The 11,772-nt window shown below is 48.1% G+C and carries 9 protein-coding genes; 3 read left to right on the forward strand and 6 right to left on the reverse strand.

Translation table 11 applies throughout. The features are described 5' to 3' along the window. Window positions 1–9 precede the first annotated feature (9 nt). On the reverse strand, window positions 10–3,480 hold the full coding sequence (gene smc / locus ACXAGX_RS12755) for a chromosome segregation protein SMC (protein ID WP_474838788.1): 3,471 nt from the start codon (window positions 3,478–3,480) through the stop codon (window positions 10–12). 274 nt (window positions 3,481–3,754) lie between these two features. Between smc and cysZ the strand changes: the two genes are divergently transcribed. Continuing rightward, on the forward strand, window positions 3,755–4,498 hold the full coding sequence (gene cysZ, locus ACXAGX_RS12760; RefSeq protein ID WP_474838790.1) for a sulfate transporter CysZ: 744 nt from the start codon (window positions 3,755–3,757) through the stop codon (window positions 4,496–4,498). Window positions 4,499–4,519: 21 nt separating this feature from the next. Here the strand turns inward: cysZ and ACXAGX_RS12765 are convergent, their stop codons facing one another. Then, complete coding sequence (locus ACXAGX_RS12765; RefSeq protein ID WP_474838792.1) at window positions 4,520–6,007, reverse strand: tetratricopeptide repeat protein; 1,488 nt, start codon at window positions 6,005–6,007, stop codon at window positions 4,520–4,522. A gap of 12 nt (window positions 6,008–6,019) precedes the next feature. Continuing rightward, window positions 6,020–6,910 carry a lipoprotein NlpI gene (nlpI, locus tag ACXAGX_RS12770; protein WP_474838794.1) on the reverse strand — a complete coding sequence of 297 codons (891 nt, stop codon included), beginning with the start codon at window positions 6,908–6,910 and terminating at the stop codon, window positions 6,020–6,022. 107 nt (window positions 6,911–7,017) lie between these two features. Here nlpI and cdd point away from each other — a divergent pair, with 107 nt between their 5' ends. Next, the gene (gene cdd / locus ACXAGX_RS12775) at window positions 7,018–7,461 is read left to right on the forward strand and encodes a cytidine deaminase (RefSeq protein WP_474839123.1); all 444 of its coding nucleotides are present in this window, start codon (window positions 7,018–7,020) and stop codon (window positions 7,459–7,461) included. A 53-nt stretch (window positions 7,462–7,514) separates the two neighbouring features. Here cdd and ACXAGX_RS12780 read toward each other — a convergent pair whose 3' ends face one another. Together ACXAGX_RS12780 and pnp are read right to left on the reverse strand one after the other, a co-directional pair. Continuing rightward, on the reverse strand, window positions 7,515–7,805 hold the full coding sequence (locus ACXAGX_RS12780; protein WP_474838796.1) for a DUF1244 domain-containing protein: 291 nt from the start codon (window positions 7,803–7,805) through the stop codon (window positions 7,515–7,517). Window positions 7,806–7,880: 75 nt separating this feature from the next. After that, window positions 7,881–10,001 (reverse strand): polyribonucleotide nucleotidyltransferase, encoded by a 2,121-nt coding sequence (pnp, locus tag ACXAGX_RS12785; protein ID WP_474838798.1) that lies wholly within the window; start codon window positions 9,999–10,001, stop codon window positions 7,881–7,883. A 250-nt stretch (window positions 10,002–10,251) separates the two neighbouring features. On the opposite strand from pnp, the gene ACXAGX_RS12790 reads away from it, so the two are divergent. Next, window positions 10,252–10,797 carry an HNH endonuclease gene (locus ACXAGX_RS12790; protein ID WP_474820067.1) on the forward strand — a complete coding sequence of 182 codons (546 nt, stop codon included), beginning with the start codon at window positions 10,252–10,254 and terminating at the stop codon, window positions 10,795–10,797. 15 nt (window positions 10,798–10,812) lie between these two features. On the opposite strand, the gene ACXAGX_RS12795 is transcribed toward ACXAGX_RS12790, so the two are convergent. Next, window positions 10,813–11,703 (reverse strand): mechanosensitive ion channel family protein, encoded by an 891-nt coding sequence (locus ACXAGX_RS12795; protein WP_474820062.1) that lies wholly within the window; start codon window positions 11,701–11,703, stop codon window positions 10,813–10,815. Window positions 11,704–11,772: the final 69 nt, after the last annotated feature.

Genomic DNA, 11,772 nt, shown 5'->3' on the forward strand with positions numbered 1-11,772 from the left:
GCCCTTTTTTTATGCTTCGACGAAGGCCATGGCTTCATCAACATCCACTGCTACCATACGTGATACACCTGGCTCAGCCATGGTAACACCGGTTAAGTGGGTTGCCATTTCCATCGCAATCTTATTGTGGGTGATATAGATAAATTGCACCGATTTCGACATTTCTGATACCAGTTTACAGAAACGCCCCACGTTGGCGTCATCCAGCGGCGCATCCACTTCGTCGAGTAAACAGAAGGGCGCCGGATTAAGCCGGAAAATTGCAAACACCAATGATAAAGCGGTTAAGGCTTTTTCTCCACCGCTTAACAGGTGAATTGTACTATTTTTCTTGCCCGGTGGACGGGCCATGATAGTGACGCCTGTTTCAAGCAAATCGTCATCGGTTAGCGCCAAATACGCAGAACCACCGCCGAATACCTTCGGGAACAGTTGTTTCAAGTCGTCATTAACCTGTTCAAAGGTCGCTGAGAATCGGGTTTTGGTTTCTTTATCTATCTTGCGGATTGCCGTTTGTAATGTATCCAGCGCCGAGACCAAATCATCAAATTGCGTGTCGAGGTGCTGTTTACGTTCAGCCTGCATTTCATATTCTTCCACCGCGGCAAGGTTCACAGCCCCTAAACGACTAATTGCAGCAGACGTTTTATCGAGCTCCTGCTGCCAACTTTGCTCATCGGCATCGTCGCTTAATTCTGGTAATATTTCTTTTAACGACTGCCCCGTTTCCTGCAGTTGCTCGAGCACAGACATCGCTCTTACCCGGGCACCTTCAATTTCAATATTCAAACCATCGATGACAGACTGACGCTGTTGAATTTTTGTCGCCAGTCCTTGGTGACCTTGCTGTGCCTCTCGTAGCAGGCCTTCCATCTCAGTTAACGATTCTTGTTTTTCAATCCGCGCAGCTTCGATATCTTCACGCTGAATAAGCAGTTGTTGCAGTTGCTCTTCTTGCAACGCCAAAGGTTGACTAAGTGATTGTTTTTCACTATCCAATTCCACTTCTCGCTGCTGATACTCAACCAGTTGAGCATCGTTACGCGTAACCTGTTGGCGATACATTTCCTGCTGATTTCGCTGTTGCTGAACGGTGAGCTCGAGCTGATGTTTACGGGATTTCTGCTGCTCAGCACTTTGACGGCTATCCCGTAGACGTTGCTCCAACGACTCCCGGTTGTATCGTGCCGACTGCTCTTCTTCTTCGGCATCCATCAACTGCATTTCGAGATCTTCAAGTTGTTCTGTGAACGTTTCGAGCTGTTCATCATCCCGCGCCAAATTAAGCTGCTGACGGGCGAGTTCTTCGTTCGTTTTTGACTGCCGGTAAGCCAGTTGCTCAGCTTGTTGAATAAGTAAATCGAGTTGGTGACGTTGCTGTTGTAATTGTTGTTGCAGTTGTACGTGTTGTTGACGGTTCTCATCGACTTGCCGCGCCAGGGTCGTCAACCGTTCCTCAGCAACCTCAAGCGCCTGTTTACATGCGGTGACTTTCTCCGTAGACAACGCAATATCGTTTTCCAGCGTTCGCATTTGTGCCAATCGCTGTATCGCACCGGCGGTTTCTTCTTGCGCCGTTTTATGAATAAGCCAGTCTTTCCCCAACCAACTGCCGTCTGCACATATTATCGAGTCGTGTGGTTCAAGTGACGGTAACAGCTCGCGGCCTTGAGAAAGCGTTTCAACCAGCCGAATGCGATAAAAACAGGCAGGCACATAATCCCCGTCGATAATTTCAGCCAGCGTACCAGTGCGGGTTGTATCCTGTTGGGAAAGTGCAAACAAACGATGGCCGGTGGGAAAGTAATCCACCGAAGCAATGATCGTTTCCAGTGAATATTCTTCTGCAACCAGTGGATCGTTGAGCCATACGGAAACTTGCTCCATCAACGACTCATAGCCGGGTTTTACTTTAACAGACTGCCAAAGCTTAGCCACACCAGCGGGCAATGCAGCCGCTTCTGACGCCGCCAACTCTTGTAAACTTTCCAAAGCAGCAAACCGCGATTCAAGTTGATGCAAATATCGCTGAGCATCGGTGAACTGTGCCTGCGCTTGTTGGTGCGTATCTCTAGCAGTTTGGTGCGCTTCCTGAGCCAGATTGATTTCATCCTCGGCTATGGCAAGCCGCTCTTCATAAATAGCCAGGCCACGTTGGGCTTCATCCTGTTTTGCATCCAGGGTGTCGTCTTGCAAGGCTGATAGTTCTTCGTTTAACTCACCAATACGTTGAGTGGTGCGAAGTTGCATGGTGGTTGTAGACTGAATTTGGCTGTGTAGCCCCTGCACTTTCTGCTTTAAACCGTGATAAAGATTTTCTTGCTCGCGGCGTTTTTGGTTAAACTCCCGAAGCGCAGATTCAGCCAGCGATTCCTGCTCCGCGGCTTGATCAATGGTTTCTTCTAGCATCAATAGCTCAGGCTCTGAAGCTTCCAGTGTTTGCGTGGCCATAGCGAGAGCATTTCTGGCCTCTTGTAAGGAAACGGCTAACAGCGCACGGCGTTCTTGCAGTCCTTCAAGTTCCGCATCAATTTGTGTTTCACGCTGCTGACTGTGCAACGCGTTTTGTTCAATACGGGTGATTTGTGTAGACACGGTGAACAAATTTTGCTGCAAATCATCCAGCGTCGCTTTTATCTCTTCAGCCTGGGTGCGATAGGTTTCGATACCGGCTTCGTCGCCACGCTGCTGCGCAATCAGGGCGTCGAGTTCATTTTGTAGTTGGGCCTTTTCACCTTCCACTTTTTCAATGTGATCACTGTGCTTTAACCAGCGAAGTGCAGAAAGCTCACTTTTTAATTTACGCTCCGACGCTTTAAGTGCCTTATATCGTTGGGCTGCGGCAGCCTGTCGTTGCAGTTTCTCCAGTTGCCTGCCCAGTTCACCACGCACATCTTCAAGGCGTTCCAAGTTGTCTTGGGTATGACGAATGCGGTTTTCAGTCTCCCGACGGCGTTCTTTGTATTTTGAAATCCCTGCTGCTTCTTCAATAAAGACGCGCAATTCCTGTGGTTTAGACTCAATTAAACGGGAAATCATTCCTTGCTCGATAATGGCGTAACTACGGGGCCCGAGTCCGGTACCTAGGAATAAATCAGTAATATCACGACGACGGCACTTCGTCCCGTTTAGAAAATAATGTGACTGTGCTTCCCGGGTAACCAACCTGCGTACCGCCAGTTCGTTATACTGAGCATATTCGCCGCCTATCCGACCAGAACTGTTATCGAACACCAGCTCCACAGAGCATTGCCCTACCGGCTTTCGCGCCGATGAGCCATTAAAAATAACATCGGTCATGGCGTCGCCACGGAGATTTTTCGCAGAACTTTCTCCGAGAACCCAACGTACTGCATCGATAACGTTTGATTTTCCGCAGCCATTAGGGCCAACAATGGCGGTCATGTCGCCGGGAAAAGGAATAGTGGTAGGATCGACGAAAGATTTAAAACCAGCGAGTTTGATTTTCTTCAGACGCATGCATGCTCCCGGGTTAAATGACACCCAAGAGAAACATCATTGCGATAGGAACATGCCGGAAAAATCAGCATCGACGTTTTTTCACCCAATTATCGTGAAAACTCACGGTATGAGAAAGCTCACATTATTATTATGTCCTGACTCTACCAAAACTAACACGCTGTAACAATTGGGTTTTAGCGTTGTAAAATCAGGCAGGTATAATATGTTGGCTTAGTTATCACTTGTTCGGTGGTGCCCGTTTAATACCCCCTAAACCTCTACAGGAGTTAAGATGCAGAGTAAAAGTGGTTTCAGTTACTTTCTTTCCGGCTTCAGCCTGATCACAACCAAAGGCCTCAAGCGATTTGTGTTTATTCCGCTGATAGTGAATTTGCTGCTTTTTTCAGTGGCTTTTTACTTTCTTTATGGGCAAATTGGTGAAGGGATCACCTGGTTAATGAGCCTGATCCCCGAGTGGCTTGGCTGGCTAAAAAGCTTTATTACTTTTATTCTTTGGCCTGTTGCCGTGGTCTCGGTATTACTGATTTTCGCACTCATTTTCGGCACCTTAGCGAATTGGATAGCCGCCCCATTCAATGGCATTCTTTCAGAAAAAGTAGAACGGCATTTGTCTGGAAAATCGATTGGTGACGAAGGCGTTTGGTCGTTGATTAAAGACGTGCCCCGCATGTTGGGACGAGAGCTCGCTAAACTGGTTTGGTACCTGCCTCGCGCCATCGTATTTCTATTTTTGTTTTTGTTACTGCCAATAATCGGACAATTGTTGTGGTTTGCGTTTAATGCCTGGATGATGGCCATACAATATTGTGATTACCCTTACGACAACCACAAAGTACCTTTTCGCGTGATGCGATACCATCTCGGACAGCACAAGACTAAGTGTTTTTCGTTTGGCGTAGGTGTGAGTCTGTTTTCTCTGGTACCGCTGCTTAATTTCGTTGTTATGCCGGTTGCCATCTGTGGTGCCACGGCCATGTGGGTTGACCACCTAAAACCAGATTTCGATCAACGCTAATTATTAACATTAAGTTTGCTATCAGAATTGAGCCGGAAGATCTTCCTGCTCAATATCTGTTTTTTGGCTGCTTTCTTCATCATTTGACGCCCCAAGAAACCCATTATATCGGTTAAGCCATTTACTGGCCTGAGGCGTCTGCCCTGCCTTTTGAAATGCCTGAAATAAATTCATGAATATTGGGCGCTGTGCCGCTGGTCGTGTGAGCTGTTGCCGCCACAAGGCCATGTAAATGGGGGGGATATCGCCACTATCGTGATGTTCAAGAAACGTAATATGGCCTGAGGGCTTATAAGCACGTATGTCGCTGCGAGCACAACTTTGTGCTGGCCAAATTCCTACTCCCGGTTGCAGATTTTGCCAATTATCGAGGGTAGACAACGGCGCGTAGGTGAGCTTGCCATCAAATATTAAATTAGGTGCATCGCCGCTGCCACAGTAGCGCTTAGCCGCGTTTTTCCCCAGTGCATACTCGTCAACGAAACCGGAAAAGTGCGCCAACTCGTGCACTAACACCGCGTACGAATCGATAAGATCAAGGAACATTACGCCATTATTCACATTGGCCTTGCCTTGTTCAGACACCACGATTGCATGGGTGAGCTGACGTTTTTCAACGGCATTTGCCAAAGGCCGTACATCGCAGCCAAGGCGGGGCTGACCTTTATATTCAGCCTGGCAATCCAGAGTGCCTTTTTCAAACCAAACGGGATTATCCAAGCACACCGCTAAATTATTAAAGCGCCGATCTCTGCGAAATGCCCCGACCAGCTCATCGGCTTTAACAATAGTTGAAAGCGAGGTGGCGAACACCCCCACTCGCTGCGCACAATCTGTATTCTTCCAGTTACGGGCCCGAACATTTCCGGCTTTGAACGGCGCGTAGTCTGCCAGCACCCGTTTTACTTTTTCCGCCATAACGTGGCCACCATCGGCGGCCTGCTCTATCCAATTTCGGGCTGCATCGCGATTTCCATCGTCCCACAACAAACGACCATACTGAAACGCACTTTGCGGATAATCATTGGCCGTGATCCTGAGCCAGGCTCGGGCTTCTTCCGGCTGCTCATTGAGCATATACCAATCAGCTAATGCGGCCTGGGCAGGCAGATAGCCCTGCTTCGCTGCCCGTTTAAGCCAGGTTTCCCGCTTTTGCGGATCTTCGGTTGCCATGCCGTAGGCCAACTGCGCTTCCGGCACATTGCCAATGGCAGCGAGTCCCATTAAACGGTCGCTTTTCTCATCATCACCAATCAGCTGATACAATGCCCAGGCCGCGTCGGCATTATCCAATGCAACGAGCTTGTTCAACCAGTATTCAGACTTATTCAGCGACGCCCAGGCAACCAAACGAGTCTCAGCAACCTCACTGCCGTTCCGCGCGGCTTCCCACAAAATGGGCGCAGGCTTCTCGGCATATTCGGCATTAAGCAGGAGCTGTTTACTGTCGTGACTGGTGTCAGCCGCTACTAACAGAATTGCCAGCAGGGCAACAATGAATCCACGCATAAAAGAACGTTATTATTCCGCAGCGTCGGTAGACTGGCGAAGGCGATTGAGTTCAATTCTGGCGTATCGATGTTCTACATAATCGTATACGTTAGTACTAAGTGCCAGTTTGAAGTAGTTGGAAGCAATGCCTTTATTTCCCAGCGCCGAGTGATACTTCCCTAAATAGAAATAGGCTTCACATAAGCGGTCGGTCAATTCTTTTTGACTCGAAATACCTTCAATGAGAGAGTTGAGCAAGTCGTTTTCTGAGGCCGAACCGAGGAACAATTCAACCAGCTTCACCGCCCAGTGATTTTGATTCAGTTCATTGCTCGCCTTCAGTAAATACGCCTGCGCTTCTTCAGCATTGACATCATGCTTGGCAAAATAGGTCCACAATACGCGGAACGGATCGCTTTGGTCCTTAACCTGAAACTTTGCCAAATCATCGACCGCTAAATCGGCACGACCACCATAATAAAGCGCAATGCCCCGATTCAGAAAAGCAAAATCGTATTCCGGATCAATATCTAACGTTGAGTCGAACGCTTCATAAGCCTGAATGAAGTCTAGTTGCTGAACGAAGTGAATCCCCATCGAATTGTAGGCTTCTGCCATATCGGGTTTCAGCTGCAGCGCCTGAGAATAATCGTACTGCGCTAAGCCGCCTAACCCTACACTGTCGTAAAGCATGCCGCGTTGATAAAGCAACTCGGCTCTGTCTTCTTCAGGAATTGATGCATTAGCCAGAATTTGGTTATAACGGGCAATGGCCATTTGTGAGCGCGGATTTACCGGCGCGGGCTCTGCCAGCAATAAGTTACCCATTTCAGCTTTCTGTTCCGGCACAGGCTGGCTGGCACAACCAGATAGAGCGACAGTAAGAGAAGAAAAAAAGATGAGACTAATGACTTTACGCATGTTAAAAATGTGTCTACTCACTATAAAAAAACAAGGATGCGGGAGACTGTCTTCCTGACAGCAAACGATGGCTGACACCATCGCTGATTTACATTAAAAAGTAAAGCCTGCGTCACAAGAGAAATGTCATGGAAAATAAAAGAATAACACAACTAATAGAATCTGCCCAAACCGCCCGGGAGAACGCCCACGCCCCCTACTCCGGCTTTCATGTCGGCGCAGCGGTTCTTACCACCGGCGACAACATCTTTTCAGGCTGTAATGTGGAAAATGCAGCTTATCCCCTAGGCCAGTGCGCAGAAGCCACCGCTATTGGTGCAATGGTGGCCGGCGGCGCTAAAAAAATAACAGCGATTGTTATATCCAGTCCCAACGAGAGCTTATGTTTTCCCTGTGGGGGCTGTCGCCAGAAAATTGCTGAGTTTGCCGATGATGAGACCCCGGTTATTATAGTCACCGACGGTGGTCAGCAGGAAACCTTTACCGTTGGCGAACTATTACCTCACGCTTTTCGGTTCAGCAATTTAAGCGCTGGCAAAGAAAAAGCCTGACAGTACATTGTCAGGCTTTTGATAATCGACTTGTGGCGTTCGAATAATACCGGCTATTTGCTTTTCGCATTCAGTGCCGCAAGTTGCTCGTCAGTGGCGGGCAGTTGATGGTTTTCTTTCCACTCGCTGTAAGGCATTTTATAAATAACCTCGCGGGCGGTATCGTAGTCCATCTCAATCCCTTCATCAGCTGCCGCCTTTGCGTACCACTTCGCCAGACAGTTTCGACAAAAATCCGCCAGAATCATCAGATCAATATTCTGTACCTGCTTGTTGTCGTCTAAATGTTCCAGTAAACGACGAAATGCAGCCGCCTCAATGCGGGTTTGTTGCTCGTTGGTCATATTCTTCTCCAATAAAAAAGGGCGCTATAACAGCGCCCTTACATCATGATACTATCAGCTAGAAGACTGACGATATTACTCGCCTTTGTCTTCTTCTTTAGCCTGTGGAGCTGGCTTTTCAAGCAGCTCTTTGATGCTCAGACGTACGCGGTTCTGACGGTCGATTTCCATTACTTTCACGTCAACCATTTCGCCTTCTTTCAGGTAGTCGGTTACTTTGTTCACACGCTCGTGAGCGATTTGTGAAATGTGAACCAGACCTTCCTTACCAGGCAATACTTCTACGAATGCACCGAAGTCTACGATACGGGTGATCTTACCGTTGTAGGTTTTGCCTACTTCGATTTCAGCCGTTACGCCTTCAATCATGCCGATAGCGATATCTGCTTTAGCACGCTCAGTTGCGAAGATCTTAATAGTACCATCATCTTCGATTTCGATGTTGGTGTCAGACGCTTCAGTGATAGAACGAATCATCGCACCACCTTTACCGATGACGTCACGGATCTTGTCCTGATCAATCTTCATGGTGTAGATGCGCGGAGCGAATTCGCTCAGCTCTTCACGGTGACCGGTGATCGCCTTATCCATTACGCTCAGAATGTGTAAACGGGCTTCTTTAGCCTGCTTAAGGGCAATCTGCATAATTTCTTTGGTGATACCTTCGATCTTGATATCCATCTGCAGCGCAGTGATACCTTCGGTAGTTCCGGCTACTTTAAAGTCCATGTCACCCAGGTGATCTTCGTCACCCAAAATGTCAGACAGAACCACGAAGTTTTCGTCGCTCTTCACCAGACCCATCGCGATACCCGCAACAGACGACTTAATAGGTACACCCGCGTCCATCAGGGCCAGAGAGGTACCACATACAGACGCCATAGAAGACGAACCGTTAGATTCAGTGATTTCAGAAACCACACGCACTACATACGGGAATTCTTCTTCAGAAGGCATAACCGCCTGAATACCGCGCTTCGCCAGACGACCGTGGCCGATTTCACGACGCTTTGGTGAACCGATCATGCCGGTTTCACCCACACAGTATGGAGGGAAGTTGTAGTGCAGCATGAACTTGCTGTCACGCTTGCCCTGCAGTTCGTCAATCATCTGTGCGTCACGTTCTGTACCCAGCGTAGCAACAACCAGTGCTTGGGTTTCACCACGGGTGAAAACAGCAGAACCATGCGTACGTGGCAGTACGCCAGTCGCAACGTCAAGAGCACGAACCATAGCCGGATCACGACCATCGATACGCGGCTCACCAGCCAGGATGCGTGAACGTACTACGTCACTTTCCAGGTCGTGCAGCAGATCAGAGGCTTCTTTCGCGTCTTGTTCTGGGTTCGCTTCAAGAATTTGAGCCAGCGCTTCTTCAGTCACTTTGGTGACTGCATCTTTACGCTCAAGCTTGTCAGAGATCTGGTAAGCCGCCGTCATGCCGCCTTCTGCCAGTTCTTTCACTTTCGCTTTCAGCTCAGTGTTTTCAGCTTTCGGTGCCCAATCCCATGCAGGGGTGTTCACTTCAGCAGCAAAAGCTTTAACCGCTTCAACAACGGCTTGGGACTGTTCGTGACCGAACATTACCGCACCCAGCATGATGTCTTCAGACAATACGCTGGCTTCAGATTCAACCATCAGTACCGCACTTTCAGTACCGGCAACAACCAGGTCAAGCTCACTTTCAGGTTGCTCTGAGAATCGAGGGTTCAGAATGTACTCGCCGTCTTTGTGACCTACACGGGCTGCACCAACAGGACCGTTGAAAGGAATACCAGAGATTGCCAGCGCCGCAGAAGTACCAATCAAAGAAATGATATCAGTTGGGATTTCCGGGTTTGCAGACAGAACGGTAACAACAACTTGTACTTCGTTGAAGAAACCTTCTGGGAACAGTGGACGGATTGGACGGTCGATCAGACGTGCAGTCAGGGTTTCACCCTCTGACGGACGACCTTCACGTTTGAAAAAGCCACCCGGGATTTTACCGGCTGCGTAGGCTTTTTCTTGATAATTAACTGTCAGCGGAAAGAAATCCTGATCCGCTTTCGCTTCTTTTTTACCAACTACAGTTACCATTACGGAGGTGTCGTCCATGCTGGCGATGACTGCTGCAGTTGCCTGACGTGCGATTACGCCAGTTTCCAGAGTTACAGTATGCTGACCATACTGAAAAGAATGAGTAATAGGAGTCACTATATGTCCTTTATTTTCTTTAGATATATATTCGCTTTTAAACGCGGCGCATAGTATAGCCGCGAAGTCCATCTAATGCCATTATCAAATGTGTAAACTGTTGTCACAACGAATTTAATGACATTAATGTGTTATCACATCGAATCCAACGGGGTTTTCTACGAAAAACCTTGGCTTTTGTTCGTTTTTTCATCATATTGACATATAAATCCGTAAGCTTGAATAGTGTTACAGATTAGGAGATGTCTTAATGCTGGTACTTCGACTGAATAAAGCCGGTATGCCTCAGGAATGGGTTCAGCCCGAGGAAGCAGCCAGGCTGTATTGCCAAAATAAAGTCTTATTCGAATTGGGAGCCACTGCCTGTACACTCCACGGTGGTTGGAACAATGCCGGTTTACAAAGCACCCTTAGCCTGTCCAGCATTATCGCCTGCGACGGTAAGGTTACCGATGTAAACGGTAAAGTTGCATTAAACAACCGCTACCTTTTTAGACGTGACAATCACCTTTGTCTCTATTGCGGACAGCATTTTAGTCCCAGCCAGCTCACCCGCGACCACATCATTCCCCGCTCCCGTGGTGGCGAGGACAAGTGGACAAATGTGGCTACTGCTTGCCAGCGTTGCAACCATGCTAAAGGCGCGCTCACGCCGGAAGAAGCCAATATGCCGCTGTTGGCCGTGCCTTTTAGACCAAACCTCTACGAGCGTTTTTACTTAATGAACCGTCGGATACTTGCCGACCAGATGGCATTCCTAAGCAATTATTTCACTCACCAACGGGAGTGGGATTAGCTTAAGCTTCCGAGATTACTCATCAAAGCCTGCTTTTAGCGCAGGCTTGCTGTTGTGACCAACCGCCACGTGCCACAGACTCATCCAATCCTCTGAAATCTGTTGCTGCAATTTATGTGCTTCCTCGATGGGACAAAACAACGACACGGTGATACGTAACTTAGCAAACTGATTGGTTTCAATGGCAATATCCGGGTCGATATCAATAAACTCGGCTTCCATATGGCGCTCGATAAGGCTTTTATAGCGGCCTGCAACCTCACGGAAGTGTTCACAATGCTTCAACGTTCTGGCCTTAAATTCAGGCATCAGCGCATAAGGGTTGGATTCAGGTTCCATTACCAAGGTAAAGCTGTGTAAGGTATATCGACGCAAGAAATTCAGGTTTCTCACAGACTGCGTGACAAGCTGACTATTCGGTACGTACAAATGCTTACCTGTGTAAACATGGGATTCAGGGTCGACTTCCAGCAATGTGGTTTTTGCCCAGTCCATTTCTACCACTTCGCCGCGGATATTATTCATTTCGATCCAGTCGCCAACGCGGAACGGCCTTGCACCGAGATAATAAATAAATCCCATGAAACACTGAATAAATTCTCGTGTTGCTAACACAATCGCAACCATGAAAGCCGCAATGGAGATAGCTAGGCTCTGAATTTCAGAGGCCCATATCATCACAATGAGCACCAGCAGTCCGGCGTTACCCAGCTGTTCAATAATATTTATTGAATGGCGTTTATCTTCTCCCGTAGTGCGGCTTCGCTTTTTCAGCAACCATAAAACACCCCGCTTCACCAGCATATAAACAAATACCAGCAATGCTGAACTAAGGAGTTTTTGGGATTCAGTGAAGTCGACAACCGTTTGCCACCACACCTGATATTCGGTGCTGATATCTATCATAAAGCCTGGGTAACCTAAGGATTAACAAAAAAAAACACCGGCCAAAGCCGGTGTTTCTCATTATTGCAA

This window comes from Alteromonas sp. ABV4_515, assembly GCF_056160345.1.

What these genes read in the sequence shown, in the direction of transcription:
- ACXAGX_RS12780 (WP_474838796.1), bottom strand. Translation starts at nt 7,805, where the DNA reads ATGACCAACGAGCAACAAACCCGCATTGAGGCGGCTGCATTTCGTCGT.
- smc (WP_474838788.1), bottom strand. Translation starts at nt 3,480, where the DNA reads ATGCGTCTGAAGAAAATCAAACTCGCTGGTTTTAAATCTTTCGTCGAT.
- ACXAGX_RS12765 (WP_474838792.1), bottom strand. Translation starts at nt 6,007, where the DNA reads ATGCGTGGATTCATTGTTGCCCTGCTGGCAATTCTGTTAGTAGCGGCT.
- nlpI (WP_474838794.1), bottom strand. Translation starts at nt 6,910, where the DNA reads ATGCGTAAAGTCATTAGTCTCATCTTTTTTTCTTCTCTTACTGTCGCT.
- cysZ (WP_474838790.1), top strand. Translation starts at nt 3,755, where the DNA reads ATGCAGAGTAAAAGTGGTTTCAGTTACTTTCTTTCCGGCTTCAGCCTG.
- ACXAGX_RS12790 (WP_474820067.1), top strand. Translation starts at nt 10,252, where the DNA reads ATGCTGGTACTTCGACTGAATAAAGCCGGTATGCCTCAGGAATGGGTT.
- ACXAGX_RS12795 (WP_474820062.1), bottom strand. Translation starts at nt 11,703, where the DNA reads ATGATAGATATCAGCACCGAATATCAGGTGTGGTGGCAAACGGTTGTC.